26 protein-coding genes are annotated in these 26,291 nt (G+C 68.9%); 11 read left to right on the forward strand and 15 right to left on the reverse strand.

The genetic code is table 11. From position 1 onward, the window contains the following. Positions 1-207: 207 nt before the first annotated feature. Positions 208-2,490 (forward strand): hypothetical protein, encoded by a 2,283-nt coding sequence (locus tag DAT37_RS37365; RefSeq protein ID WP_109529653.1) that lies wholly within the window; start codon positions 208-210, stop codon positions 2,488-2,490. Positions 2,491-2,517: 27 nt separating this feature from the next. On the opposite strand, the gene DAT37_RS37370 is transcribed toward DAT37_RS37365, so the two are convergent. Then, positions 2,518-2,943 (reverse strand): DUF1707 SHOCT-like domain-containing protein, encoded by a 426-nt coding sequence (locus tag DAT37_RS37370; RefSeq protein ID WP_109529654.1) that lies wholly within the window; start codon positions 2,941-2,943, stop codon positions 2,518-2,520. A gap of 189 nt (positions 2,944-3,132) precedes the next feature. Here DAT37_RS37370 and DAT37_RS37375 point away from each other — a divergent pair, with 189 nt between their 5' ends. Then, entirely contained in the window at positions 3,133-4,218 is a 1,086-nt protein-coding gene (locus tag DAT37_RS37375) for an S-(hydroxymethyl)mycothiol dehydrogenase (protein ID WP_109529655.1), read from the forward strand. Next, on the forward strand, positions 4,215-4,841 hold the full coding sequence (locus DAT37_RS37380) for an MBL fold metallo-hydrolase (protein ID WP_109529656.1): 627 nt from the start codon (positions 4,215-4,217) through the stop codon (positions 4,839-4,841). The genes DAT37_RS37375 and DAT37_RS37380 overlap by 4 nt, the downstream gene beginning before the upstream one ends. A 61-nt stretch (positions 4,842-4,902) precedes the next feature. On the opposite strand, the gene DAT37_RS37385 is transcribed toward DAT37_RS37380, so the two are convergent. The 8 genes from DAT37_RS37385 to DAT37_RS37420 form a co-directional block, all read right to left on the reverse strand. Beyond that, positions 4,903-5,352 carry a DUF350 domain-containing protein gene (locus DAT37_RS37385; RefSeq protein ID WP_109529657.1) on the reverse strand — a complete coding sequence of 150 codons (450 nt, stop codon included), beginning with the start codon at positions 5,350-5,352 and terminating at the stop codon, positions 4,903-4,905. 27 nt (positions 5,353-5,379) lie between these two features. Next, the gene (locus DAT37_RS37390; protein ID WP_109529658.1) at positions 5,380-6,546 is read right to left on the reverse strand and encodes a glutathionylspermidine synthase family protein; all 1,167 of its coding nucleotides are present in this window, start codon (positions 6,544-6,546) and stop codon (positions 5,380-5,382) included. Further along, positions 6,546-7,355, reverse strand: a complete 810-nt coding sequence (locus tag DAT37_RS46160; RefSeq protein WP_269814833.1) for a hypothetical protein — start codon at positions 7,353-7,355, stop codon at positions 6,546-6,548. Before DAT37_RS46160 ends, DAT37_RS37390 begins: the two co-directional genes overlap by 1 nt. Positions 7,356-7,812: 457 nt before the next feature. Further along, on the reverse strand, positions 7,813-8,121 hold the full coding sequence (locus tag DAT37_RS37400) for an acylphosphatase (RefSeq protein ID WP_109529659.1): 309 nt from the start codon (positions 8,119-8,121) through the stop codon (positions 7,813-7,815). Between the two features lie 87 nt (positions 8,122-8,208). Then, positions 8,209-8,691, reverse strand: coding sequence for an OsmC family protein (locus tag DAT37_RS37405; RefSeq protein ID WP_109529660.1), 483 nt, complete (start codon positions 8,689-8,691; stop codon positions 8,209-8,211). Positions 8,692-8,818: 127 nt separating this feature from the next. Continuing rightward, positions 8,819-9,529: a response regulator gene (locus DAT37_RS37410; RefSeq protein WP_109529709.1), complete on the reverse strand. Its 711-nt coding sequence runs from the start codon at positions 9,527-9,529 to the stop codon at positions 8,819-8,821. 62 nt (positions 9,530-9,591) lie between these two features. Continuing rightward, on the reverse strand, positions 9,592-12,240 hold the full coding sequence (locus tag DAT37_RS37415; RefSeq protein ID WP_109529661.1) for a sensor histidine kinase: 2,649 nt from the start codon (positions 12,238-12,240) through the stop codon (positions 9,592-9,594). Next, entirely contained in the window at positions 12,237-12,401 is a 165-nt protein-coding gene (locus DAT37_RS37420; protein WP_157978884.1) for a hypothetical protein, read from the reverse strand. The genes DAT37_RS37415 and DAT37_RS37420 overlap by 4 nt, the downstream gene beginning before the upstream one ends. A 288-nt stretch (positions 12,402-12,689) precedes the next feature. Here DAT37_RS37420 and DAT37_RS37425 point away from each other — a divergent pair, with 288 nt between their 5' ends. From DAT37_RS37425 to DAT37_RS37450, 5 genes are all read left to right on the forward strand, one after another. Beyond that, the gene (locus tag DAT37_RS37425; protein ID WP_109529663.1) at positions 12,690-12,773 is read left to right on the forward strand and encodes a potassium-transporting ATPase; all 84 of its coding nucleotides are present in this window, start codon (positions 12,690-12,692) and stop codon (positions 12,771-12,773) included. 83 nt (positions 12,774-12,856) lie between these two features. Beyond that, positions 12,857-14,527: a potassium-transporting ATPase subunit KdpA gene (gene kdpA, locus DAT37_RS37435; RefSeq protein WP_109529665.1), complete on the forward strand. Its 1,671-nt coding sequence runs from the start codon at positions 12,857-12,859 to the stop codon at positions 14,525-14,527. 1 nt (position 14,528) lies between these two features. Then, entirely contained in the window at positions 14,529-16,664 is a 2,136-nt protein-coding gene (kdpB, locus tag DAT37_RS37440) for a potassium-transporting ATPase subunit KdpB (RefSeq protein ID WP_109529666.1), read from the forward strand. A gap of 1 nt (position 16,665) precedes the next feature. Next, entirely contained in the window at positions 16,666-17,589 is a 924-nt protein-coding gene (locus DAT37_RS37445) for a potassium-transporting ATPase subunit C (RefSeq protein WP_109529667.1), read from the forward strand. Positions 17,590-17,667: 78 nt separating this feature from the next. Then, positions 17,668-18,753 carry a saccharopine dehydrogenase family protein gene (locus tag DAT37_RS37450; protein ID WP_109529668.1) on the forward strand — a complete coding sequence of 362 codons (1,086 nt, stop codon included), beginning with the start codon at positions 17,668-17,670 and terminating at the stop codon, positions 18,751-18,753. A gap of 55 nt (positions 18,754-18,808) precedes the next feature. On the opposite strand, the gene DAT37_RS45100 is transcribed toward DAT37_RS37450, so the two are convergent. From DAT37_RS45100 to DAT37_RS37475, 6 genes are all read right to left on the reverse strand, one after another. Beyond that, on the reverse strand, positions 18,809-18,949 hold the full coding sequence (locus tag DAT37_RS45100) for a hypothetical protein (protein WP_198654632.1): 141 nt from the start codon (positions 18,947-18,949) through the stop codon (positions 18,809-18,811). A 187-nt stretch (positions 18,950-19,136) separates the two neighbouring features. Beyond that, positions 19,137-19,583: a hypothetical protein gene (locus tag DAT37_RS37455; protein ID WP_109529669.1), complete on the reverse strand. Its 447-nt coding sequence runs from the start codon at positions 19,581-19,583 to the stop codon at positions 19,137-19,139. Further along, entirely contained in the window at positions 19,580-20,905 is a 1,326-nt protein-coding gene (locus DAT37_RS37460; protein ID WP_232840236.1) for a molybdopterin-dependent oxidoreductase, read from the reverse strand. The genes DAT37_RS37455 and DAT37_RS37460 overlap by 4 nt, the downstream gene beginning before the upstream one ends. A gap of 38 nt (positions 20,906-20,943) precedes the next feature. Then, entirely contained in the window at positions 20,944-21,618 is a 675-nt protein-coding gene (locus DAT37_RS37465) for a methyltransferase domain-containing protein (protein WP_232840237.1), read from the reverse strand. Continuing rightward, complete coding sequence (locus DAT37_RS37470; protein WP_109529670.1) at positions 21,615-22,295, reverse strand: TIGR04282 family arsenosugar biosynthesis glycosyltransferase; 681 nt, start codon at positions 22,293-22,295, stop codon at positions 21,615-21,617. Before DAT37_RS37470 ends, DAT37_RS37465 begins: the two co-directional genes overlap by 4 nt. Beyond that, entirely contained in the window at positions 22,292-22,933 is a 642-nt protein-coding gene (locus DAT37_RS37475) for a glycosyltransferase family 2 protein (protein ID WP_109529712.1), read from the reverse strand. Before DAT37_RS37475 ends, DAT37_RS37470 begins: the two co-directional genes overlap by 4 nt. A gap of 153 nt (positions 22,934-23,086) precedes the next feature. Here DAT37_RS37475 and DAT37_RS37480 point away from each other — a divergent pair, with 153 nt between their 5' ends. The 3 genes from DAT37_RS37480 to DAT37_RS37490 are packed head-to-tail and all read left to right on the forward strand — an operon-like array spanning position 23,087 to position 26,286. Continuing rightward, positions 23,087-24,565, forward strand: coding sequence for a hypothetical protein (locus DAT37_RS37480; RefSeq protein ID WP_232840238.1), 1,479 nt, complete (start codon positions 23,087-23,089; stop codon positions 24,563-24,565). A gap of 4 nt (positions 24,566-24,569) precedes the next feature. Beyond that, a complete protein-coding gene (locus DAT37_RS37485; RefSeq protein ID WP_109529671.1) occupies positions 24,570-25,268 on the forward strand; it encodes a response regulator transcription factor in 699 nt (232 codons plus the stop codon). After that, complete coding sequence (locus DAT37_RS37490) at positions 25,261-26,286, forward strand: sensor histidine kinase (protein WP_109529672.1); 1,026 nt, start codon at positions 25,261-25,263, stop codon at positions 26,284-26,286. Before DAT37_RS37485 ends, DAT37_RS37490 begins: the two co-directional genes overlap by 8 nt. Positions 26,287-26,291 lie beyond the last annotated feature (5 nt).

The raw sequence follows: 26,291 nt of genomic DNA on the forward strand, positions 1-26,291 counted from the left end.
CATCGGCCGAGCAGCGCGTACCCGCTGACCGGCGGGGCGCCCGGTCCAGGTTATCGAGTCGTCGGGCGATATCGGGTATCCGGGTGTGCTCCGTGTTTGCCCCGATGCCGTCGCGGCGGCACTCGAGCGCAAACTCTGCCATGAACGCCTCACTGGGCTTACCATCCACGTGATTCGCCAGCGGAATGTTGTTCGGGAGTATTGCCGATGCCAGCCCCCACACTCGGGACCAGCACCCGCTACCGGCTTGCCCGTATCACCGCCCTGGTGCTCGGCAGCCTGGTCTTTCTCTACGCCTGTGAACGCAGCCGCAGTTCGATGCTCTCGGATGTGCTCGGCGAGGTGCTGCTCGCGGCCTGCCTGGGAATCGCGGGGATCGCCGCGGCCTGGTTCGAGATCTCGCTGAGCAATCGGACCGCCGAACAGGAAGCCGCCGAGACCGGCGAATCCGGTGAGTTCCTGCTCGAATCCGAGGGACGGCGGATCCGGGCGCGGATCGCGCCGTCGGGCAATCTGGTGTTCCACGGCAGGGAGATCTCCGACGGCCCGCAGGCCCACGAGTGGTCGTGGACCTTCCGTCCCAATACCTTCCCCGCGATCCGGACCGCCCTCGGCGGCGGCGACGGCGAACTGGTGCGACTACTCGAGGAGATCGTCCCCCGACTGGATCGGCACAGTCGCCGCGACCCCGGCGCGTGGGTGCGCGCGCACGGCATCACCGCGACCTACCGCGAGAAGGGCGACAACCCCAGCCACGCCACCCGCAAACTGCCGATCCTCAAACGCGGGCTGCCACGCGAATTGCAGACCGGCCGGGTCGCCGCCATCGCGGCGGGAACGACCGCCGCGCCCGCGGCGCCGGTCCGACGCGACGCGACGCGCCCGCCGTCCGGCCCGAACCCCCGGGTCACGCCCGAACCCTCGCGGGTGTCGGTCCGAGGTGGTCGCCGTGCCGACCGGGACGTCGACGACTCCGATCTCGACGACATCGCGGATTACGCGCCCGCGCAGGACTATCCGCCGTCCTTGCGCGACCGGCTCGACCAGGCGCGCGGGCTGCTGGCCCGGGTGATCCCACAGCGACGCGCCGACGACGAATTCGATGACGTCGGCGACTTCGATGACTTCGATGACCTCGAGGACGAATACGACGACGAGTACCGCGACGATCCGGACGACGAATTGTTCGCCGCCGCCGCTCGGTCCGACTACCGGCCCGCTCCCGCAGATTACGACGACTACTCCGATTACGACGTCCGCTACGACGATGCCGGGCCGCGACGTCGTCCGGTCGGCGACGACGCGACCGCGCGCCGCTCCGGCGCGACACGGCGCAACGGGTCCGCCGCGACCGACCGTGCCGACACCGGAGGCAGGCGCGCCGTGCCCGCGCGAGCCGCCGCCGACCGTGTGGCACCGGCGACGCGCGACCGTCACGCCCCGGAACCGGACCGAGGCGGGCGTGCGGACCGGATCGCGACACCACCGGCCGCCCGGTTCCGTCCGGACGACTCCGACGCGGACCGCGACGGCCGACCCGTGCGCGCCCGCGCCGCAGCCCAGGACCGCCCGGCCGCGCCACGATCCGACTGGCCGGTCCGGCCCGCCACCGATTCGACGCCGACCCGATCCCGCCGCGGCCTCCACGATTCGGGGCCGCAAGCCACGGTCGACCCCACCGCGAGCCGATCACGCCGCCCCGCACACGATTCTGGTCGACAGCAGGCGATCGACCCGACGTCCAGCCGACGCAACGCGTCACACGACGCGGAGCAGCGATCGATCGCCGATCCGGCGGCGAGCCGATCACGCCGCGCGGCACACAACTCGGGGCCGCAGTCCGCGATCGACCCCACCGCCGCTCGATCACGCGGCCACGATTCGGGGCAACCGTTCACGGGGGACCCCGGCGGCCGGTCCCGCCGCTCGCTGAGCGATCCCGGCCCTGAGCCCGCCGGTCCGTCGCCTCGGGCGCGTAGCGCGTCCGCACGCGCGAACGGTGCGGTTCCGGCCGAGCCGGTCGGCGACGGGCGTCGCGGACGTCGCGATCAGGACGACTATCCGGTCGATCGTCCGGCGCGCAGGCCGGTCGTGGCGGCCGAGCCGCGTGACCGACGGGCGTCGTCCGAGGATCCTCCCGCCCGTCGTGGCGCGGCCGCGCGCGAGGGTGGCGCGCGGCGCGATCAGGACGCGCGGCGACAGACGCCCGCGAGCAACGCGCGCCGTGCGGCGAATTCGCGGTCGGCCGAGCAGGAGCCGATCCGCAACGGGCGGTCCGTACCGGAGACGCCGGGGCGCGAACGTTCCGAGCGCACGCGGGCGCAGCCCGCGCGCACGCCGCTCGAACCAGCGCGGCCCGCCGACGCGGCACGGCGGCGCGCTCCGGTGACCTCCGAGCGCAGGGTCGACGGCGCGGCCGCCGCGCGGAGCCGCCGGGATTTCGACGACGACTACTACGACGACGTGCCGCGGTCCCGCCACGGCAGATAGCGGGCGACATCGCGCCGCCCGCGGTGTTCAGACCCGCTTGCGGTGATGTCCGGATTCGAATCCGGTCACCATGCGGAACGCGAGTACCGCACCCCACGGTCCGATCACCCAGACCGGCCAGAAGTAGGTGAGTTCGCCGACGCCGAGCGAGATCGCGCCCCAGATCACCAGCACCAGCAGGCTGACTCCGAGCCACGACACACCCTCGATATGCTGCCAGAGCGGAATCCGGGTGCGGGTGACGCCGGTGTCGCCCGGTGCCTGCTTCGAGAGCCGGGGCAGGTCGGAGAGCACCAGAGCCAGATCGTCCCGGGTGGCGGTGGCGTAGACCTTCGCCACGCGCTGGTCGTATTCGGCGAGGTCGAGTCTGCCTTCGGCCAGATGCCTGCTCAACAGCCCCACCACATGGTCACGCTCTTGGTCCGATGCCCGCATACCGGTCGCGATATCCATATCCGATTCCTTATGTCGTTGTTCCTACGGCCGCGACACCGCGGTCATATTCCACATTGGAATGTAACTCAAGAATGAATCCTCCAATGTGGAATGTCAACCGTTTGCCGGTCCCCGTGGCGCACCGATGCCGTGCACGGCAGGATGGGCGATGTTCGAAAAGCGACAGGCCGAACCCAGGAGGCATTCGTGTCGGAAACCGTGCGTGGCGTCATCGCCCGAGGCAAAGGTGCACCGGTAGAGATCGTCGACGTCGTCATCCCGGACCCCGGACCGCACGACGTGGTCGTGCGCGTTCAGGCATGCGGGGTGTGCCACACGGATCTGCACTACCGCGAGGGCGGTATCAACGACGAGTTCCCGTTCCTGCTCGGCCACGAAGCCGCCGGCATCGTGGACACCGTCGGCGCCGAGGTCACCCACGTGACCCCGGGCGATTTCGTGGTGCTGAACTGGCGCGCGGTCTGCGGACAGTGCCGCGCCTGTCAGCGCGGACGGCCCTGGTACTGCTTCGACACCAGCAACGCGAGCAAGAAGATGACGCTCACCGACGGCACCGAACTGAGCCCAGCCCTCGGCATCGGCGCCTTCGCGGACAAGACGCTGGTGCACGAGAAGCAGTGCACCAAGGTCGATCCCGAGACCGATCCGGCCGTCGCGGGCCTGCTCGGCTGCGGCGTCATGGCGGGGATCGGCGCGGCGGTCAACACCGGCAATGTGTCCCGTGGCGACAGTGTCGCGGTGATCGGCTGCGGCGGCGTCGGCGACGCCGCCATCGCGGGAGCGAGGCTGGCCGGGGCGAAAACCATCATCGCCATCGACCGCGACGCCCGGAAACTCGCCTGGGCCACCGAATTCGGCGCGACCCACACCATCGACGCGAGTACCGAGGACGTGGTGGAGCGCCTCAAGGAACTCACCGACGAATTCGGCGCTGACGTCGTCATCGACGCGGTCGGCCGTCCGGAAACCTGGAAGCAGGCGTTCTACGGGCGCGATCTGGCCGGAACCGTGGTTCTCGTCGGCGTCCCCACCCCGGAGATGACCCTCGACATGCCGCTGATCGACCTGTTCTCCCACGGGGGCGCGCTCAAATCCTCCTGGTACGGCGACTGCCTGCCCGAGCGCGATTTCCCCGTGCTGATCGACCTGTACCGCCAGGGCCGGCTGCCGCTGGACCGCTTCGTCTCCGAACGCATCGCGCTCGACCAGGTGGAAGCGGCATTCCACTCGATGCACAAGGGCGACGTGCTGCGATCGGTGGTGGTCCTGTGAGCGCGCGTATCGATCGGGTCGTCACCTCGGGCACGTTCTCGCTCGACGGCGGCACCTGGGATGTGGACAACAACGTCTGGCTGATCGGCGACGACAGCGAGGTCGTGGTCGTCGACGCCGCGCACGACGCGGACGCGATCGCGGCGGCCGTCGGCGACCGTAACGTCGTCGCGGTGCTCTGCACGCACGGGCACAACGATCACGTCACCGTCGCACCGGAATTGAGCGAACGCCTGGACGCGCCCATCCTGTTACACCCCGGCGACGAGCCGCTGTGGCAGATGACCCACCCCGGCGTCGGGTATCGCTCGCTCGCCGATACCGAGCGAATCACGGTGGCGGGCACCGATATCGACATCCTGCACACCCCCGGCCACTCCCCCGGCTCGGTCAGCCTGCACCTGCCCGAACTGCACGCGCTGTGCACCGGCGACACCCTGTTCAACGGGGGACCGGGAGCCACCGGACGCTCCTATTCGGATTTCGACACCATCATCGAATCCATCCGGACCCGGCTGCTCACCCTCCCCGAGGACACCACCGTGCACACCGGGCACGGCGACGGCACCTCCATCGGCGCCGAGAAGCCCGCGCTGGCCGACTGGATCGCCCGCGGTCACTGACCCGGTGATACGCCTCGGAGGCCGGAACCCGCCAACGGGTTCCGGCCTCCGCGACGGCGGTCTACAGGATGGCGAAGGCGACGACGAGACCGAGCGCGAAATGCGCGGCGGCGACGACGAGAACCTCGACGGTGTAGGTATCGGCGTGCAGGGCGTTCCCGATGTGGATGCCGAGCACCCGCTCCAGCACGCGCACCGAGATGACCTGGGCGATGATGCCGACCAGGCCGTACACCAGCGAGGAGATCAGGCCCTCGGACAGTTTGCCCTCGGAGGAGAAGATCGCGAGGACCACGATGATCGCCATGCTGATGATGCCGGCGGCGGTCACGATGATGGCGTTGGGCTTGCCCGCGGCGACCAGCTTGCGCAATTTACCCGGCGTCGTCAGATCGATGGCGTAGAAGCCGATGAGCATCAACACCAGGCCGATCACGGCGTAGAGGAGAATGGCCCCCACGCCTTCGCCGAGTGAGCTCCAGTACCCCGATTCGAGGGCGACTGCGGTCATCGATGGTCCTTCCTGAACACTGAACGTCTAGTTCGTGGGAATGCGGTGCGGGACGAAGGCGGCGCCGTCGTCGGTGATCAGACCGGCGGTCTCCCTGATACCGAGACCGGCGGCGGTGTCGCCGACCATCCAGGCACCGAGGACCGGCCGCATATCGTCGAATTCCGGCAGCGGATCGAGCAATTGGTAGACGAAACCCTCGTCGCCGTACATCCCGCCGGTCGCCGTCTCCATACCCGCGCCGACGATCGTCATATTCGCGCCCTCGCGCCCCAATTTCGGTTTGCGAATGTATTCGGTGAGTTCGTGCGGCTCGTCGAGATAGGCGGGCAACAGATTCGGGTGCCCGGGATACATCTCCCACAGCACCGCGAGAATCGCCTTGTTGCTCAGCAGGGTTTTCCACAGCGGTTCCACCCACATGGTCTGCGGCAGACTCTGCACGACCTTCTTTCCGAAGTCGTCGTCGAGCACCCACTCCCACGGGTAGAGCTTGAAAGCCGATTCGATCGGGGCCTCGGCGAGATCGACGAAACGTTCCAGCTCGGAATCGAATCCGATCTCCTCGATCGGCAGCGCGATGGTGTCGAACCCCGCTTCGGCCGCGGTCTCCTGCATATACGCGGTGGTGACATTGTCCTCACCCGTGGCGTCGGCGGACGACCAGCTGAAATGCAGTTGTGCCGAGGGCAGGATGTCGCGCAATTCGCGCCAGCGCTCGACCAGCTTCTCGTGCAGCGAATTCCACTGGTCGTCGTCGGGGTGGACCGTGGTCAGCCAGTGCCACTGGATGATCGCGGCCTCGAGCAGCGAGGTCGGCGTATCGGCGTTGTATTCCAGCAGTTTCGCCGGACGTCGCGCGTCGTAGCGCAGATCGAAGCGGCCGTACACGTGCGGGTCGCTGCGCCGCCAGGATTCGGCGATCGGTTCCCACGTCCACTCCGGCAGGCCGAATTCCCGGTACCGCTCGGTCAGGACGACGTGTTCGACCGCGTGCAGGCACATCGAATGCAGCAGTTCGACATCGGCTTCCAGCGCGAGGATCTCCGCCATGTCGAATTCGTAGTGCACCGATTCGTCCCAGTACGGGCGCGGCTGTCCGCTCGCGTCGCGGCCGGGCGCACCGTAGACCAGACCCTGGCCTTCGATGATCTGCTGCCATCCTGGCCTCGGCGTGCCTCGGACACGCCGCATTACGATCCGCCCCCGGTGCTCTTGCTCCCGAGTCCGCCGCGCTGCACGGTGGTGCCGGATTTGGTCTTGATCTCGGCGCCCTTGGGCCGCACGGTAACCGCTCCCGTCGGCGGTTTGCCGATGGTGGTGCTGCCGCCGTAGTAGTAGCGGTACTGCGGCCAGCCACCGAGCAGGATGATGGCGCCCGCGCTGTTGCGTCCGGTGTCGTCGTCGGCGAACCCGGCTTGGCCGGGTTTGCAGAACTTGTCCTCGACCACGACCTCCTGCCCCTTCTCGTTCACCTGCACGCACGAGGCGGTCACCGAATCCGGCGCTGTCAGCGCGCGATACGCGAGGTAGCCGCCGCCGACCAATCCGGCGACGCCGACGACGGCGACACCGCCGATCAGGACGCGATTGCGGTTGCGCTTCTTGTTCTGCGTGGCGGCGACCGCCGCGCGCTGCGCTTCCTCGGCGCGTTTGCGCGCTTTGTCACGCGCCCTCGACTCGGCGACGGTCGGTGGACGCGGCTGGGTGACGCCGGGTTCCTGGCGCTGGACACTGCCCTGCCAGGACTGCCGGTCATCACCCTGCTGTGCACCGAATGGCGTGGTCGGAACCGGCTGGCCCGCATCGGAACCCGTCGAATCCGGGGGCGGCCACGGCGGAGGCGCGTTGTCACCGGACTCGGAAGGACCTCCGGGCGGAGGCCACGGCGGAGGCGCGTTATCACCGGGACCCGAAGCACCTCCGGAAGCCGGAGGCCACGGCGGCGGCGCGTTACCACCGGACGCCGAAGTACCTCCGGGCGGCGGCCACGGCGGCGGCACGTTGCCACCCGACCCAGCGGTGCCCCCGGAAGGCGGCCACGGCGGCGGCGCATTGCCACCGGACGCCGAAGTACCTCCGGAAGGCGGCCATGGCGGAGGTGCGTTACCACCCGACCCAGCGGAGCCTCCAGAAGGCGGCCACGGCGGCGGCACGTTATCACCGGGACCCGAAGTACCTCCGGAAGCCGGAGGCCAAGGCGGCGGCAAATTGCTACCGGACGCGGAAGTACCTCCGGAAGGCGGCCACGGCGGAGGCGCGTTACCACCGGCCCCGGAAGAACTTCCGGAAGGCGGAGGCCAAGGCGGCGGCGCATTGTCACCGGCTCCGGGAAAAACCCCGGGCGACGGCGGAATCGGCGCACTACTGCCCGGTTCTTCACGACCGGAACCGCCAGATGATTCCCCACCCGGTTGCTGCGTGCTCAACGAAACCTCCCCGGCACTCTCGAAACCACCACTACCGCTCCTCGAATCCGGGCATATCACCCCGCGCGGGCTCCCAGCTTTCCACAACCAGGGTGACCCGGCCAGCCGTATCGCCCGAGCGCAACAGTTCCAGCAACTTCAGGCAGGCTGTCCGCTGTCCCTCGGCGACCACGTGCACGCGGCCGTCGGGTGCGTTCCTGGCATATCCGGTGAGTCCGAGTTCCAGTGCGCGCGAGCGCGTCCACCAGCGGAATCCGACACCCTGCACGGTGCCGTGCACCCACGCGCTCAGTCGCGCGCGCTCGTCCGGCCCGGATCCCGGCGCAGGTATCTCACCCATGGCGCAGACCCTAACGGGTGCGGCGTCGACGGGTGCACCCCACCGGCGGAGTCGGTTCGCGCCCGGCGCGGCTTCCCGCGTGTCGGCTCAGGCGTCGACCTCGAACGACAGCGTCACCTTGGTCCCCGACTTCAATGTCCGACCGACGGTGCACACCTTGTCGATGGCCCGCGTCACGGTGACGAGTAGTCGTTCGCGGGCTTCGTCGTCGAGTTCGCTCAGATCGAGTTCGAAGACCTCGTCGAGTTGCGGGTAGACCTCGTTCTCCCGATCCGGGTCGCCCGACACCCGGATGGTGGCGTCGAAATTGTCGCCGAGCCGACGCGAGAGCGGGAAATCCGCGCTCAGACCCGAGCAGGCGGCCAGCGCGATCTTCAGCAGTTCGCCCGGCGTGAACCGGCCTGGGACCCCCTGCGACCCGATCAGTACCTCGGCGCCACGGGAACTGCGACCGGTGTACTCGCGGGTTCCGGTGCGCTCGGCCCACAGCGTGGTCGGTTCCGCGCTCGTCGGCGCTGCCGCGTTGCTCACGGCGGCATTGGTCACGGGTGCAGCGGTCTGGTCAGCCATGGGTCGATCCTGCCATTGTCGTCGGGACGGTCGGGAACCACTCACGGTTGCCAACACCGTCCGGACGCGCCCGCATTCCTGCGGGGAGCATCGTCACACCCGCGAGGACGAACGTGCGCGCCGCCGCTCATTCCTGGAAGCGGTACCCCATCCCCGCCTCGGTCAGCAGGTGTTTCGGATGCGACGGATCGTCTTCGAGTTTGCGCCGCAACTGCGCGAGATACACGCGCAGGTAGTGGGTTTCAGTGGCGTAGGACGGCCCCCAGACCTCGCGCAGCAGTTCCTTGCGCCCGACCAGCTTCCCCCGGTGACGGACCAGCATTTCGAGCATGCCCCATTCGGTGGGCGTCAGATGTACGGCAACACCGTCCTTGGTGACCTTCTTGGCGGCCAGATCGACGGTGAACGACGAGGTCACCACCACCGGATCGTCGGAATCGGCCGAGGCGGCCGCACCGCGCCGAACCGCCGCGCGCAGCCTGGCGAGCAGTTCGTCCATGCCGAAGGGTTTGGTGACGTAGTCGTCGGCGCCCGCGTCCAGCGCCTCGACCTTGTCGGCGGAATCGGTGCGGGCCGACAGCACGATCACCGGGATCTCCGTCCAGCCGCGCAGCCCGGCCAGCACCTCGATCCCGTCCATATCGGGCAGCCCGAGATCGAGGATCACCACGTCGGGATGCCTTTCGGCGGCCGCGCGCAATGCCGCCGCCCCGCTGCCCGCGGTGATCACCTCGTAGCCGCGCACCGACAGGTTGATGCGCAACGCCCGCACGATCTGCGGTTCGTCGTCGACGACGAGCACCGTGATCGACGAGCCGTCCTGCTTGGTTTCGGTCATCGAGACTTCGCTCCGCCTCTCCGGATACTGCGCCGTGGCCCGTTCGATCACGGTCGTTGTCATCATCGGCCACCGCCTTCACGCTCGTCGACGGGGTTGGGCAAGGACGCGGCGTCGGCGGGAACCACCTCCGACGTCTGTTCCGTCGCGATCGACGACTCCGCACCCGCCTCCGTCTCGACGACCCCGGACGACGCCTCCGTCTCGACGACCCCGGACGACGCCTCCGGGTCGGCGGGCAGATCGACGACCATCGTCAGCCCGCCACCCGGCGTCGGCTCGGCGTGCACCGTGCCGTCCATCGCCTCGACGAACCCGCGCACCACCGACAGTCCCAATCCCACGCCGGTCGTGTTGTCGTGATCGCCCAGACGCTGGAACGGTTCGAACAGTTGCTCCTCGGCACCGCGGGGAATGCCGGGGCCCACGTCGACGACCGTCAGCGAGACCCGATCCCCGACCCGTTCCGCCGTCACCCGGATCGGGGTGTCGTGTCCGGAGTGACGCAGCGCGTTGTCGATCAGGTTGGCGACCACCCGTTCCAGCAGCCCGCTGTCGGCGAGCACCGAGATCTCGCCCACCGCCACCTCGACCCGATCCATGGCGGCACGGCGCGGTCCACGCGCGCCCATCCCGACGCTGACCAGCGCGCGATGCACCACCTCGTCCAGGTAGATCCGGTGCACCCGCGGCGTGACGACGCCGACGGCCAAACGCGACGAGTCGAGCAGATTGCCGACCAGCGCGGTCAGCTGATCCACCGACTCCTCGACGGCCTCGAGCAGTTCGGCGGTGTCCTCGGGCGAGAATTCGACATCGTCGCTGCGCAGACTGGAGACGGCGGCCTTCGCCCCGGCCAACGGGGTGCGCAGATCGTGGCTGACCGCCGAAAGCAATGCCCGGCGCAACCGGTCCGCTTCCAGGAGCGCCGCCGCCGCGTTCGCCTCCTCGGCCAGTCGCGCCTGTCGCACCAGTCCCGCCGCCTGGTTCGCGACAGCGGTCAGGACCGGCCGGTCACCCGCCGAGAGCGCGGATCCCGCGAGCAGCAACGCGCTGGTCGTGTCACCGGCTTCGACGACGGTCTCGGCGTCGGCGGCGCGGCGCGGCGGATCGACCCCGACCTGCGCGACCACCACGTCACCGCACATCATGGCGACCGCGCGGAACCCATAGGTCTCGCGCACCTGTTCCAGCAGTTTGGGCAGGTCGGCGCCGTGCAGGATCGCGCCCGCGAACATCGTCAGCAGTTCGGCCTGCCGAGAGGCCTTGCGCGCCTGGCCCGCGCGTTCGGTCGCGACATCGACCAGGGCAGCCACCGCGACCGCGACGATCAGCAGTACCACCACGGTGACGAAACTGTCGGGTTCGGCGATGGTCAGGCTGTAGCGGGGGTCGGCGAAGAACCAGTTCAGCAGCAGTCCGGAGAACAGCGCCGAGAACGCCGCCGGCACGACGCCGCCCAGGAGGGCGACCGCGACCACGCCGATGAAGAACATCGCGCTCAGACCGCCGAGTTCGAGGTACCCGTCCAGGAACGCGGCGCCGATCCCGCAGACCGCCAGCGGCACGAGGACCGCGGCGAGCCAGGCCGTCACCGACCGCCGGGGTGCGATGGACCGTCGGCGCAGGCCCCGGTTGGCCTCCTCGTGGGTGACCATGTGGACATCGATCTTCCCGGACCGCTGCACCACGGTCGACCCGATGCCCTCGTCGAAGATCCTGGCCCAGCGCGACCGCCTCGAGGTGCCGAGCACCAACTGCGTCGCGTTCACCTCGCGGGCGAATTCCAGCAGCGCGGCGGGCACATTCTCGCCGGTCACCGTGTGCAGCGACGCGTCGAGACTGGCCGCGAGATCACGGAGTCTCGCCATCCGCGCCGCGGAGACGCCGACCAGCCCGTCACCGCGCACCACGTGCAGCAGGACGAGATCGGCACTCGATTTCGTCGCGATGCGACTCGCGCGCCGGACCACCGTCTCCGATTCCGGACCGCCGGTCACCGCGACCACGACGCGCTCGCGCGCCTCCCACAGATCGGTGATCTTGTGGTCGGCCCGGTACTTCGCCAGCGCCGCGTCCACCTGATCGGCCAGCCAGAGCAACGCGAGTTCGCGCAGCGCGGTCAGATTGCCCTGACGGAAGTAGTGCCGCAACGCGGCGTCGACCTTGTCCGCGGCATAGACGTTGCCGTGGGAAAGTCTGCGCCGCAACGCTTCCGGGGTGATATCGACCAGTTCGACCTGTTCCGCGCCGCGCACGACCGCGTCGGGAACGGTCTCGCGCTGTTCGACTCCGGTGATCTGCTCGACGACGTCGTTGAGGCTCTCCAGATGTTGCACGTTCACCGTCGAGATGACGTCGATACCGGCGTCGAGCAGTTCCTCGATGTCCTGCCAGCGCTTCTCGTGCCTGCTGCCCGGCGCGTTCGTATGGGCCAGTTCGTCGACGAGCACGACCGAGGGTTGGCGGCGCAGCACCGCCTCGACATCGAGTTCCCGGAATTCGGCGCCGCGATAGGTGATCGGCATCGTGGGGATCCGCTCGATTCCCTGGAGAAGTTCCGCGGTCTTGGCCCGGCCGTGCGTCTCGACCAACGCGGCCACCACATCGCGACCGCGTTCGACGCGGCGATGTGCTTCGCCGAGCATGGCGAAGGTTTTGCCGACCCCCGGTGCCGCACCCAGGTAGATGCGAAGCTGACCGCGTTTCACTCGTCCATCATCGCGCGCCACGACGCGCGGCCACCGTTGCGAACACGGTCTGTCGCGAGCTTCCTCGCGCGCCGACCGGCGCCACCATCACCGGCCGCCACCTGCGATGTCCTTATCGACAGCGCGCACAGTACGAACCCCACGACCAGGGTGACCGCCACGACCGACTTCCTTTCCACCACGGGGTCGCGCTGGAATGTCCGCTCGGCCCCTCGATGTCGTTCCTACCCCCGGCGTCCGGCGACGAGCGCGGTCTTTACGACGTCTTGACGGGATCGCGCCCGGCCTTGACGGACTCTTTCCACCCGCGGCGCGCGCCGTCAACGAGACGTCAAGGCCTGCCGCTGGACCGCCAAGAACCCGTAAGGAAGCGCGGCGACAGCCCTTTCGCGGACTTGACTCACCGGTGCGCACTCCATGAGGGGAGTGCGAACGGAGGTTGATTGTTCATGTCTGTCGTGATTTTCACGGTGCTCACCGTGGCGGTGTTCGCACTGCTCGGCCTGATCCAGCGGGCGGTGGAGAAGCTGTGATCGCGAATCTGGTCGGACTCGCGCTCGCCGTCCTCGTCGCGCTGTACACGGTGGCGGCTCTGCTCTTTCCCGAGAGGTTCTAGGTGAACACCACAACGGCGGGGATCGCGTTCGTCGCCTCCCTGGTCCTCGCGCTCGCCGTGGCGCACGTACCGCTCGGCGACTACATGTACCGGGTCTACAGCGGCGACCGGCATTCCAGGGCCGAACGGCTGATCTACCGGGCCATCGGCGCGAAACCCGAGGTCGAGATGACCTGGGGCGTCTACGCGCGCAGCGTGCTCGCGTTCTCGGCGGTCGGCGTCCTGTTCCTGTACTTCCTGCAATTGCTCCAGCGCGGACTGCCGCTGCACCTGACCGATCCGGGCACCGAGATGACTCCCGCGCTGGCCTGGAACACCGCGGTCAGTTTCGTGACCAATACGAACTGGCAGGCGTATTCCGGCGAATCCACCCAGGGCCATCTGGTGCAGATGGCCGGTCTGGCGGTACAGAATTTCGTGTCGGCGGCGGTGGGCATCTCGGTCGCCGTGGCGCTGGTGCGCGGCTTCGCGCGCAGGCATACCGGCGAACTCGGCAACTTCTGGGTCGATCTGGTGCGCGGCACGATCCGCATCTTGTTGCCGCTCGCGTTCGTCTTCGCGATCGTGCTGGTGGCGGGTGGCGTCGTGCAGAACTTCCACCTGCACGATCAGGTCGCCTCGACGCTCAACGGCGCGCGGCAGACCATTCCGGGCGGGCCGGTGGCCAGCCAGGAGGTCATCAAGGAACTCGGTACCAACGGTGGCGGCTTCTACAACGCGAATTCCGCCCATCCATTCGAGAATCCGACGGCGTGGACGAACTGGATCGAGATCTTCCTGCTGCTGCTGATCAGTTTCTCGCTGCCGCGCACCTTCGGCCGGATGGTCGGCAGCACCAGGCAGGGCTACGCGATCGTGGCGGTGATGGGCACCATCGCGCTGGTCGGCGTAAGCCTCACCAACCTCTTCCAACTCCAGCATCACGGCACCGTGCCGACCGCGATCGGCGCGTCCATGGAAGGTGTGGAAACCCGCTTCGGCGTGGCGAATTCGGCGACCTTCGCGGCCTCGACCACGCTCACCTCGACCGGTGCGGTCGACTCGTTCCACGACTCCTATACCAGCCTCGGCGGCATGATGACCATGGTCGATATGCAATTGGGCGAGGTGGCGCCCGGCGGCACCGGTTCCGGGCTCTACGGCATGCTCATCCTCGCGGTGATCACCGTTTTCGTCGCGGGTCTCATGGTCGGGCGCACCCCGGAATACCTGGGCAAGAAGATCACGCCGCGCGAGATCAAGCTGGCCGCGTCGTATTTCCTGATCAGCCCGTTGATCGTGCTGGTGGGTACCGCGCTGGCGATGGCGTTGCCGGGACAGCGGGCGAGCATGCTCAACTCGGGGCCGCACGGACTCTCGGAAGTGCTGTACGCCTTCACCTCGGCGGCCAACAACAACGGTTCGGCCTTCGCCGGTCTGAGCGTGAACACCGAGTGGTACAACACCGCGCTCGGCCTGGCCATGCTGTTCGGCCGGTTCCTGCCGATCGTCTTCGTCCTCGCACTCGCCGGGTCACTGGCCAGGCAGGGCGCCACCCCCGCGTCGATCGGCACCCTGCCGACGCACCGGCCGCAATTCGTGGGCATGGTCGTCGGCGTGACGGTGATCCTGGTCGCGCTCACCTTCCTGCCCGCTCTCGCGCTCGGGCCGCTCGCCGAAGGAATTCACTGAAATGACCAGTGCCGTCAGGGAAAACAAGTCCGATCAGCGAAGAGGAGGCGTCGCACGGGGCGCGCTCGAGCCGAGGATGCTGCTGACCTCGCTGCCCGACGCGGTCCGCAAACTCGACCCGCGCGTCCTGTGGCGCAATCCGGTGATGTTCATCGTCGAGATCGGCGCGGTCTGGTCGACGGTGCTCGCGATCGCCGACCCCGCCTTCTTCGCCTGGGCGATCGTCGTATGGCTGTGGCTGACCGTGATCTTCGCCAATCTGGCCGAAGCGGTGGCCGAGGGCCGAGGCAAGGCCCAAGCCGACGCGCTGCGCAGAGCCAAGACCGACACCGTCGCACGCAGGCTCGCCGACTGGACACCGGGTGGCCGCGTGGTCGAACAACGTGTCGGCGCACCGGAACTGCGGCGCGGCGACCACGTCGTCGTCGAGGCCGGGCAGGTCATCCCGGGCGACGGTGACGTGGTCGAGGGCATCGCTTCGGTGGACGAGTCGGCCATCACCGGCGAATCCGCGCCCGTGATCAGGGAATCCGGCGGTGACCGGTCCGCGGTGACCGGCGGCACCACGGTGCTGTCCGACCGGATCGTCGTACGGATCACCCAGGAACCCGGCCACAGTTTCCTCGACCGGATGATCGCGCTGGTCGAGGGCGCGAGCAGGCAGAAGACGCCCAACGAGATCGCGCTGAACATCCTGCTCGCCGCGCTGACGATCATCTTCGTCTTCGCCGTGGTGACCTTGCAGCCGCTGGCGATCTACTCCAAGGCGAACAACCCCGGTGTTCCCGACACCTCCGCGCTGGACGCGCACGGCATCACCGGCATCGTCATGGTCTCGCTGCTGGTCTGTCTGATCCCGACCACCATCGGCGCACTGCTCTCCGCCATCGGCATCGCGGGCATGGACCGGCTGGTCCAGCGCAATGTACTGGCCATGTCGGGTCGTGCGGTGGAGGCCGCGGGCGATGTGAACACCCTGCTGCTCGACAAGACCGGCACCATCACCCTCGGCAACCGTCAGGCCGCGGAATTCGTTCCGCTGCCCGGTATTCCGGACGACGAGGTGGCCGACGCGGCACAGCTGTCCAGCCTCGCCGACGAGACGCCGGAGGGCCGCTCGATCGTGGTGTACGCCAAACAGGTCTACAACAAACGTGAACGGACGCCGGGCGAGTTGACCGGTGCGACCTGGGTGGAGTTCACCGCACAGACCCGCATGTCGGGGGTGGATCTCGCCGATGATCACCGACTGCGCAAAGGGGCCGCGGGCGCCGTCACCGAATGGGTCCGATCACAGGGCGGTGCGGTTCCGGTGGAACTCGGCGTCATCGTCGACGGCATATCGGCGTCCGGTGGTACGCCGCTGGTCGTCGCGGAGGTGGCCGAGGGCCGGGCCCGGCTGCTGGGCGTCATCCACCTGAAGGACGTGGTCAAACAGGGCATGCGGGAACGGTTCGACGAGATGCGCAGAATGGGCATCCGCACCGTCATGATCACCGGCGACAATCCCCTGACGGCCAAGGCCATCGCCGAGGAGGCCGGTGTCGACGACTACCTCGCCGAGGCCACGCCGGAGGACAAACTGGCGCTGATCAAGAAGGAACAGGACGGCGGACGGCTGGTCGCGATGACCGGCGACGGCACCAACGACGCACCGGCGCTCGCGCAGGCCGATGTCGGCGTGGCGATGAATACCGGCACCTCCGCGGCCAAGGAGGCCGGGAATATGGTCGACCTGGATTCGGACCCGACCAAACTGATCGAGATCGTGGAGATCGGCAAACAGTTGCTGATCACCCGCGGCGCGCTCACCACATTCTCGATCGCGAACGATATCGCCAAGTATTTCGCGATCCTGCCCGCCCTGTTCGTCGGGCTGTTCCCCGGTCTGGACCTGCTCAATGTGATGCGCCTGGCCAGTCCGCAATCGGCGATCCTGTCGGCGGTGATCTTCAACGCCCTCGTCATCGTCGCCCTGATTCCGCTGGCGCTGCGTGGTGTGCGCTACACGCCGTCGCACGCGTCGAAACTGTTGAGCCGCAACCTGACCGTCTACGGTCTCGGCGGCATCATCGCGCCGTTCCTCGGCATCAAGATCATCGACCTGCTCGTCCAACTCCTCCCAGGGATGTCCTGAAATGCGTATGTCGACGTGGATGCGTCAGCATCTGGCAGCGCTGCGCGCGCTGCTCGTACTCACCGTGATCACCGGAATCGTCTATCCCGTAGCGGTTTTCGCGGTCGGGCAGGTACCGGGCCTGAAGGACCGGGCCGACGGTTCGCTGATCGAGGTGGACGGGAAGGTCGTCGGCAGCAGTCTGATCGGCCAGCCGTTCACCGGCGCCGACGGCGCGGCGCTCGTCCAGTACTTCCAGAGCAGGCCGTCGGCGGCCGGGGAGCTCGGCGCGGACTCCGGTGACGGGTACGACCCGCTGTCGACCTCGGCGTCCAATCTCGGGCCGGAGGACATCCGCGACGTCACCGTCACCGACGACGCGGGCGATACCGTGACGAAACCCGGCCTGCTGACCACCGTCTGCGCGCGGAGCAAGGAGATCGCCGACCGTGAGGGGGTCGACGGCCGCCGTCCGTTCTGCACCGACGACGGTATCGGCGCTGTCCTTTCCGTCATCGGACCGCGCGACGCCGACGGGCAAGTCTCGCGGCCGGTGGCCGTCTACAGCGTCAACGAACTGTGCTCGCGACATCCGACCCCGTTCCTGGAGCGCTACCACGGCGTCGCGGTCCGGTGCGCGAGCGAACTCGGCGGCTACACCGAGGGCCGTATCGTCCCGATCCACGGCGACGGGCCTGCCGAACCCGCCGTCCCGGCCGACGCGGTGACCGCGAGCGGCAGCGGGCTCGATCCGCACATCTCCCCGGAGTACGCGACCATCCAGATCGCGAGAATCGCTCGGGCCCGTGGCATTTCCGAACAGCGGGTGTCCGATCTGGTCGCGGCGAACACCTCCGGTCGCGTGCTCGGATTCCTCGGCGAACCCACCGTGGACGTGGTCGAACTCAACCTGGCGCTCGACCGCGCCCATCCCTACCGGGGCTGAGGTCTCGGGGAACAAGTTACAGTTTGTCAGTACCGGTAGTTCATACCGGGCAACCCGCGCGAGAGGACCGAGACCGGCATGACGTGGATGATCTACGGGGCGAACGGCTACACCGGTGCGCTGCTGGCCGAGCGCGCGGTCGCCGCCGGTGAGCGGCCGGTGCTCGCGGGCCGCGACGCGAAGGCCGTCGGCGCGGTCGCGCGACGACTGGATCTGCCGTTCGTCGTGGTGGATCTCGCCGACAGCGCCGGACTGGACGCGGCGCTCGCCGACGTCGATATCGTCGCGCACTGCGCGGGCCCGTTCTCGGCGACGGCGCTGCCGATGGCGCGTGCCTGCCTGCGCACCGGCACCCACTACACCGACGTCACCGGTGAGGTCGACGTCTTCGAAGCGCTGTACGGGCTGCACGACGCGGCGGTGGCGGCCGGGGTCGCGCTCGTGCCGGGTGTGGGGTTCGACGTCGTGCCCACCGAATACCTCGCGGTGCGCCTGGCCCGGGAACTGCCGACCGCCACCCACCTCGATATCGCCCTGGTCAGCCGGGGCGGGTTCAGTCGCGGAACCCTGCGCACCGCGTTGGAGGGCGCACAGGCGGGCGGACGGGTGCGCGCGAACGGTGACCTGGTGTCGGTCGCGACCGCGCATCGCTCCCGCCGGGTCCGGCTGGCCAGCGAAGAGGTCACCGTCCACAGCATCCCGCTCGGCGACATCAGCAGCGCGTACCGCTCCACCGGCATCGCGAATATCACCGACTTCACCCGGATCCCGTTCGGCGGTTTCCTCCGTTGCGTCGATCCCGTCGTGCGCGCGACGCTACGCCTTCCCGGCGTCGCGAAACTGCTCGATCGGGGGATCGCGGCGGCGATCACCGGCCCGTCGGAGAACACCCGCGCCGACACCCGCAGCGAACTGTGGGCCGAGGTCAGCGATCCCGCCGGGCAGGCGAGACAGCTGAGCCTCGTGGTCGCCAACACCTACGATTTCACCGCCGCCAGCGCCCTGCACGCGGTGCGGACACTGGCCGAGACCGAATCCGTCCCCGCCGGAGCGCACACCCCGAGCCAAGCCCTGGGCGCGGATTTCCTCGAGGGGATCCCGCGGGCGGGGGTGGATGTCGGCGCGATCGTGGCGCCGACGGGGTCGGGACCGCGGCCGCGCTGACAGGGCGGGACACGACGCCGGGTATGCGACTCGGGTCACGTGGTCCGCGGGGTGATCAGAAGGGCGCTCCCGAGAGTGTCGACAGCAGTTGCAGCGGCATACCGAGAAACATCATGGTGACGAAGATCGGGTAGCGAATCGGGTCACCGTTGAGGTAGCCCTCGACCAGCCAGTTCATCAGATCCGGGTAACTCATGACGAATCTCTCCTTCCGCAGCGGCTATTACCCTCGGTATGTCGGACTCGCGCGTCCGCCGGTTACCATCCGCTACGCCCCCACTTACATGGGCTCGTCATCGATCTCGCGAACGCCGACCTGTCGACCTCCGTGTGGCATCGCCCCGGGTGACGACTCGGGACGCCCGGTGCGGTCGCCGATTCCGTCAGGTCGCACTCCCTGTCGCGTTGCCGCCGGAATGTCGTAGCCGCCGCGCGCGAAGGTGTCCTGCCATTTCCGCGGCGAGTACGAGAATCCAGATCAGGGCCAGCGCGACGGTGAGGCCGAGCGGATAGTCGCGGTCGAGCACGGTCGGGTTGTCCGCGACGGCCCCGCCGCGGCGCAGGACCGGGGCGGTGATCAGCAGCACCGCGACCGTGCAGACCGCACCGCAGGCGATCGGACCCCACCGGGTGCGCGGCAGGTAGTAGCGCGCCGTCGCACCGGTCAGGGCGCACAGCGGCGCGAAGACCCCGTCGTGCACCAGGATCGCGGCCGCGAACCAGAGGATCACCGACACCAGATCGGGGCGGCTCAGATCGAACAACAGGGCGATGCCGTGCCAGCCGAGCCACAATCCGGCCGCGACCAGCGCCACGCGCACGGCGGTCATGCGCGCACCTCGATACTCGACAGCCATTTCGTCTGGAGCACACCGGGCCGGTTCGGCGCGATCAGGCGACACGGGTAGCGGTGGTCCAGATCCAGCGTCGCGCCGTTGAGCGTCAAGGCGATCAGCGTGTCCGAGGCGACCACGTGCGGTTGCGGTAGCAACGACGTGCGATAGATGCCGCCGGTCTCGAGCGAGGCGAAGCCGACCGCACCGCCCGGATACGGGCCGACGATCTCGAGCAGGTCGCGCAGACGCACCCCGGACCAGTCCGCCGACGCACTCCACCCCTCGACGCAGGCGATCGGCAGTGTCGCGGTGGTCTGCGGCAGTGCCGACAACTCTGCGCGGCTGAATTCCCGACTGCGCTCCCCCACCACGACCCGCAGCCGATACGCCGGATCCCGCGCGCTGTCGCGCACACCGGCCGCCGTCGCCGACCGGTTCACCGGAAGCCCCTGCGGCCCATGCCCGCTGCGCGGTGCCGCGAACGAGAGAGGCCGCAGCAGTGGCACGCTCTGTCCGGCGACGGCGAGCGCAGCCACCCCAGCCGAAACCCACGCCGCCGTGAGCACGGTACGCCTCGAACTACGCTGTCCACCAGCACTATCGGTGTCCAACGGCTTCGACGTTCCCGGCGTCTCGACCGAACCGTCCGGCCCCGCCGCACGCGCCGACACCTCGGAACGATTCGGCGTGTCACCGCCGCGCGGTTCGACCGATCGACCCGAGTCCGACGAACCACCCGGCGCCGCGACGGGCCGACCTGCCTCCACCGCGCGACGCGGCTGGACCGGAGTGCTCGGCACGGTCCCCGCTTCCGAATCCAAGGGACGACTCAGCGCCGCCCTGATGACCGGCAACTTCACCGCGAGGTGCACCGCCAGCGCACCGGCGACGATATAGGCCATCGCGTAGTGCGCGGTCGGGAAGAAGAATTTCCACGGGTACCACTGGGCGATATTGAGCAGTCCCGTCGACAGTTCGAACAGGACCGCTCCGACCAGCAGTGCGATCGATCCGCGTTCCAGGACGCGCAGCGGCGAGCCGAACAGCGGACGCTGGAACAGCCGGGGATAGACCGCCCAGAGTTTCACCACGACAAGAGGTATCGCGGTCACCCCGGACACGACATGCAGTCCCTGGGTGAACCGGTAGAGCCAGACCGGATGCGCGGGCCACCGGAACCAGTTCGGCGGATGTTGGATGCCGTGACTGATCAGACCGGTGCAGAAACAGATCAGGATCGCGACGCCGAGCGCGATGCCGACCCGGCTCGCGACCTCGGGCCCCCGCGCCCGCGAGATCCGCGACCACTCGCGCACCCGCCGGAAATCCGAACCCCCCCGGGCCGGAATCGATATCACCGGAACTCATCGCAACGCACCTGCTCCGCCTCCGGGTCACGCCGTAACCACGCGATATGTCTGCCGTCCACCGAGGCCGTGCCGACCACCCGAAGGCCCGCCCCGTCCGCGACCTCGTCCGCGTGTTCGATGCCGACACGGGACCAGGGGAACCACGCGCCGACCCCGGACCGTGATTCCAACCGGATCGGGCGGGTCACCACACCTGTTCCAGGAACGGCGAATTCGACGATGGCCAGCCCGTCGTGGGCGAGCAGTTCGGCGGTGCGCGCGAGGATGCGCCCCGGATCGCCGCCGATGCCGATATTGCCGTCGGCCAGCAGGGCATACGCCCAGCGTCCGGTCCCCGGTAACGGGCCGAACAGATCGCGATGCAGCGCCGGTGCGCCACGGAACCTGGTGATGTGCACCGCCGCGGGCGAGATGTCGACGCCGAGGGCGAGGACCCCGCGGCGCAGCAATCGCGCGACGAGCCTGCCGGGACCGCAGCCCAGGTCGAGCGTCGGTCCGTCACAGCAGGCGGTCAGCGCCGAATCCGCCCGGTGCTCGGCCCCGGACAGCCCGAGCCAACGCCGGGTCGGCAGCCGATGACGCATTCCGTCGTCGCTGCGTATCCAACATCGCTCCCCCGCGAGCATGCGATCGAACACGTCGAAATCGGTGCCGCTCACCGTGTCACCAGCCCGTGTTCGCGCACGGCGTCGACGGTCGCGGCGAAACGTCCACCCGAGACCGCCGCCACCGCCACCGCATCGGCGAAGGTATCCACATCCCGAAAGGTGGGCAGGTCACGCACTCGGAAACCACAGTGGCGCACCATGTCACGGGTCATCTCACCGGTGCGAGAGGTCGACATCGGCACCCCCGAGAGCAGATGCGCCGGCTGCGGCACCGGCAGTCCGAGCGCCCACCATCCGCCGTCCTCGGCGGGTCCGAGCAATACCGAATCGTCCTCGGCCAGCCATCGCGCGGCGGCGCCGAGCACGTCGGGACCGACCTGCGGGGTGTCCATCCCGATCTGGAGGACAGGACCGCCGAACCGGGCGGCGTCGGCGTGCGCGTTCGCGAGCCTGGTGCCGAAATCGGGTCCGCGCTGCGGAAATACCACGAATTCCTCCAGTGCCCGCGCCAATTCCGCACCGCGTTCGGCGACGGCGAGATCACCGGTGAACGCGACCACCCGGTGGGTGACCCCGCTGCGTGTCACCGCGTCGAGAGTGTCGAGCAGCGACGCCGCGGCCACCAGGGCCGCCGCGCGCGGATCGAGCGGCGGGGTCAGCCTGGTCTTGGCGAATCCGGCGATCGGCGCCTTGGCGATGACGAGCAGCGTCGTCTCGCGGCCGGTCATCGCAGCACCGCCAGGAAATCCCTGGTGGCGCGCACCGTGCCGAGCCACGATCCCGACACCTTGGATCGGCCGCCCGACCTGGGCCGATAGCTGATATCCCGTTCGACGACCCGCCATCCCGAACCGGCCGCCCCGACCAGCAGTTCCAGGGGATATCCGGAGCGGGGATGCAGCGGCCCCAGCGACAGCACGGTGCTGCGCCGGGCCACCCGCATGGCGGCGATATCGTGCACGGGGAGTCCGTACCTGTGCCGCAGCCTGCGGGCGATCAGGATATTGCCCATCCGCGCGTGCCACGGCCACACCCCCGCGCCGACCGGGCGACGCCGCCCCACCGCGAGATCGACTCCGCCACGGACCAATTCGACGAGATCGGGCAGTTCGGCGGGATCCATCGACCCGTCGCCGTCCAGTACCGCGACCAATTCGGTGCGGGCCGCGTGGATACCCGCCTGCACCGCCGAGCCGTAACCGGGGCGTTCCTCGCGGACCACGGTCGCGCCGCGACTGCGGGCGACGGCGTCGGTGCCATCGGTCGACCCGTTGTCGACGACCAGTGCGTGATATCCGGCGGGGATCGCCGCGAGGACATCCGGCAATGATTCAGCTTCGTCTCGACACGGAATAACCACGGTCACTCCGTGCGGATCAACGTGGGCTTCGGTCACGGTTCGACGCTATGCGGTGCGGGATCGATCGGCGGTCGAAATCCTGTGACGAAACAGTGACGGTGCCTGAAAAACGGTCTGGAACTGCGGTAACCACCGATACGGCACCCTAGGGTGAGAGCCGTGCACGACGTCGAAGACGCCATCGAGCAGGAATCCGCGCAACAGCCGAGATTCCGGTGGCGGGGCGAGATCACCGCCGCGGGGATCGCCGCCACATTGGTCGCCGCGGCCTTCATCGTTCCGCGAATCCACAGCGAACAGTGGCGAGCCACGCTGTACGCGGGCTCGGCGCCGATCTTCGGGAACTGGCTACCGCATATCGGCTGGGGTACGGGACCCGCCGTCATCGTGGCCTGTCTGGTGATCCTCCGGGGACCGGACCTGGCGGCACGACTCCCGTGGCAGCGGCTGCTGGCTACGGCCTGGCTCACCGCGCTGGCCTGGGCCTTCGCACTCGCCATGGTCGACGGATGGCGGCGCGGCTTCACCGACCACCTCACCGACGGTCACGAATACCTGCACGAGGTGCCGGGCATCACCGACATTCCCGCCGCGCTGCGTGGTTTCTCGGACCGCATCCTCGATTTCCAGCCGGATTCGTGGACCACGCACGTCTCCGGGCATCCGCCCGCCGCGCTGCTGTTCTTCGTCGCCCTGGACCGGATCGGTCTCGGCGGCGGGACCTGGGCGGCGACGGCCTGCCTCCTGATCGGCACGAGCACCGTGGTGGCGGTCGCGGTGACGCTGCGGGCCCTGGGCGCCGAGGAACGCGCGCGCACCGCGCTGCCGTACCTGGCGCTGGCGCCCGCCGCGATCTGGATCGCCGTCTCCGCCGACGCGATGTTCGCCGGTGTCACCGCGTGGGCCGTCGCCCTGCTCGCGATCGCGACCCGTCACCGCGCGGCGCGCACCCCGGCCGGAGAAATATCGGCCGCCGAATCCGCCGTCTCACACCACACCGGTCGTGGCCGCTTCGAACGCCGTACCGCCGAATCCGTGATCACCGCTCCACAGCGCGGGGGTCGACCGCTGATCGCGGCGTCCGCCGGTGTGTTGTTCGGACTCGGGATCTACCTCAACTACGGCCTGGTGCTGATGGCCTTTCCCGCGGTGGCGGTATTGATCGCCGGACGCACCGCACGCCCGCTGCTCCCCGCGGCGGCGGGCGCGGCGGCGGTGGTCGCGGTGTTCACCGCCTCGGGATTCTGCTGGTTCGACGGCTATCACCTGGTGATCGAACGCTACTACCAGGGCATCGCCACCGAACGTCCCTACTCGTACTACTGGTGGGGCAACCTCGCCGCCACCCTGTGCGCGGTCGGACTCGCCACCGCGGCGGGCCTGGCCCGCGCTCTGGCCCCGCGCACGCTGCGGGCACTCGACCCGGCGGCGCTGCTGGTCGTCGCCGCGCTGTGCGCGATCATCGCCGCGGACATCAGCGGACTCAGCAAAGCCGAAACCGAGCGGATCTGGTTACCGTTCGATGTGTGGCTGCTCGCCGCGACAGCTTTGCTGCCCCGGTCCCACGCCAGGGTCTGGCTCGCGATCCAGGCGGCGGGCACGCTCACGCTCGTCCATCTGGTCCTGACGAATTGGTGACACCATGTGCATTCTCATCGCCGACGACGATCCCGTCGTCCGGGACGTGGTCCGGCGCTACCTCGAACGCGACGGCCACACCGTGCGCGAAACCGTCGACGGCGCGACGACGACGGCCGCGCTGGCCGAGGAGGGCGACGCGGTGGAACTGGCGGTACTCGACGTGATGATGCCCGCGCCGGACGGGATCGAGATCTGCCGGGCCATCCGGTCCGGTCCGCGCCCGGACACCCCGATCATCCTGCTCACCGCACTCGGCGACGAGGACGACCGGGTTCTCGGACTGGAGGCGGGCGCGGACGACTACGTCACCAAACCGTTCAGCCCCCGTGAGTTGGCGCTGCGGGTGGCCTCGGTCCTGCGGCGCGCGCAACCGGTCCGCGAGAACGGCCACCAGGTGCTGCGCGACGGCCCCATCGAAGTGCGTCCCGCCGCGCGCCTGACACTGGTCGACGGCGAACCCGTCGATCTGACCCCGCGCGAACTCGACCTGCTGGTCTTCCTGCTCCGACATCCCGGCGAGGTCTTCAGCCGGGAGGAACTGCTCGCGCGGGTGTGGGGTTGGGATTTCGGCGATCTGTCCACCGTCACCGTGCACATCAAACGGTTGCGCGCCAAACTCGGCGACCGGCACCGCATCGACACCGTCTGGGGGCGCGGCTACGCCTGGGGACGTACCGATTCCGGAGGAAACCATGCCTGAGGACACCGTCGCGCTGATCGCGTTCTCGCTCGCCTGTTCGGTGCCGGTGGTGCTGATCGGCGCGCTGATACTGCGCGCCAACAGCAATCGATCGCTGACGGTCAGCATGGCCGTGCTCGTCCTGATCCCGACGCTGGCGACCTTGGCGGGCATCATCGGCGTGAGCGGTCTGATGTTCACCCACGAATTGCAGCGCACCGCCGTGGTTCTGGCGGTCGTCGCCGCCGTCACCGTGCCCGCGGCGATTCTGCTCGGGCGTGAGCAGGCGCGCAAAACGGTGTGGGAGAAGCAGATCAGGGATCAGGAGCGCGCGGCCGAGAAATCCCGGCGCGAACTGGTCGCCTGGGTCAGCCACGATCTGCGCACGCCGCTCGCCGGGATCAGGGCGATGGCCGAGGCCCTCGCCGACGGTGTCGTGAGCGGTCGCGACGATGTCGCGGGGTACGCCGCGCAGATCGGGTGCGAGACCGACCGGCTGTCCAGAATGGTCGACGACCTGTTCGAGATGTCGAAGATCAACGCGGGCGCGCTGCGACTGGAGTTGGAACCGGTGGACCTGCGCGAACTGATCGACGAGGTGCTCGCGGCCAACCGGACCACCGCCGAACGCGCCCGCATCACCCTGCGCGCCGAGCAGCCCGAGCACCGGATCATGGTGACCGCCAGCGACCAGGCCCTCGGCCGAGTACTCACCAACCTGGTCTCCAACGCCATCGCCCACACCCCGCCCGGCGGCGAGGTGTCGCTGTCGGCGGGCACCACCGACGGCCAGGCGTGGGCGCGCGTCGACGACACCGGCCCCGGCATCTCGGAAGCCGACCTGCCCCGCATCTTCGACGTCGCCTACCGCGGCACCGCCGCGCGTTCCCCGGTCGCGGCCGACGGGGTTCCCGCGGGCAGCGGTATGGGCCTGGCCATCGCCGCCGGACTCGTCCAGGCGCACCACGGCGACATCACCGTCGTCAACCGCGACAAGGGCAGCCGTTTCGAAGTGCGATTACCGCTGTCGAAGAACTGAATCCA

Source organism: Nocardia aurea, assembly GCF_003123685.1.
In the GTDB taxonomy this organism is placed as follows: domain Bacteria; phylum Actinomycetota; class Actinomycetes; order Mycobacteriales; family Mycobacteriaceae; genus Nocardia; species Nocardia aurea.

Excerpts from the sequence above, each read along its gene's own strand:
- DAT37_RS37455 (WP_109529669.1), bottom strand. The coding sequence starts at position 19,583 with ATGACCGCCGTGCGCGTGGCGCTGGTCGCGGCCGGATTGTGGCTCGGC.
- DAT37_RS37425 (WP_109529663.1), top strand. The coding sequence starts at position 12,690 with ATGTCTGTCGTGATTTTCACGGTGCTCACCGTGGCGGTGTTCGCACTG.
- DAT37_RS37485 (WP_109529671.1), top strand. The coding sequence starts at position 24,570 with ATGTGCATTCTCATCGCCGACGACGATCCCGTCGTCCGGGACGTGGTC.
- DAT37_RS37365 (WP_109529653.1), top strand. The coding sequence starts at position 208 with ATGCCAGCCCCCACACTCGGGACCAGCACCCGCTACCGGCTTGCCCGT.
- DAT37_RS37490 (WP_109529672.1), top strand. The coding sequence starts at position 25,261 with ATGCCTGAGGACACCGTCGCGCTGATCGCGTTCTCGCTCGCCTGTTCG.
- DAT37_RS45100 (WP_198654632.1), bottom strand. The coding sequence starts at position 18,949 with ATGAGTTACCCGGATCTGATGAACTGGCTGGTCGAGGGCTACCTCAAC.
- DAT37_RS37410 (WP_109529709.1), bottom strand. The coding sequence starts at position 9,529 with ATGACCGAAACCAAGCAGGACGGCTCGTCGATCACGGTGCTCGTCGTC.
- kdpB (WP_109529666.1), top strand. The coding sequence starts at position 14,529 with ATGACCAGTGCCGTCAGGGAAAACAAGTCCGATCAGCGAAGAGGAGGC.
- DAT37_RS37405 (WP_109529660.1), bottom strand. The coding sequence starts at position 8,691 with ATGGCTGACCAGACCGCTGCACCCGTGACCAATGCCGCCGTGAGCAAC.
- DAT37_RS37470 (WP_109529670.1), bottom strand. The coding sequence starts at position 22,295 with ATGACCGGCCGCGAGACGACGCTGCTCGTCATCGCCAAGGCGCCGATC.
- DAT37_RS37390 (WP_109529658.1), bottom strand. The coding sequence starts at position 6,546 with ATGCGGCGTGTCCGAGGCACGCCGAGGCCAGGATGGCAGCAGATCATC.
- DAT37_RS37370 (WP_109529654.1), bottom strand. The coding sequence starts at position 2,943 with ATGGATATCGCGACCGGTATGCGGGCATCGGACCAAGAGCGTGACCAT.
- DAT37_RS37450 (WP_109529668.1), top strand. The coding sequence starts at position 17,668 with ATGACGTGGATGATCTACGGGGCGAACGGCTACACCGGTGCGCTGCTG.
- DAT37_RS37445 (WP_109529667.1), top strand. The coding sequence starts at position 16,666 with ATGCGTATGTCGACGTGGATGCGTCAGCATCTGGCAGCGCTGCGCGCG.
- DAT37_RS37400 (WP_109529659.1), bottom strand. The coding sequence starts at position 8,121 with ATGGGTGAGATACCTGCGCCGGGATCCGGGCCGGACGAGCGCGCGCGA.
- DAT37_RS37385 (WP_109529657.1), bottom strand. The coding sequence starts at position 5,352 with ATGACCGCAGTCGCCCTCGAATCGGGGTACTGGAGCTCACTCGGCGAA.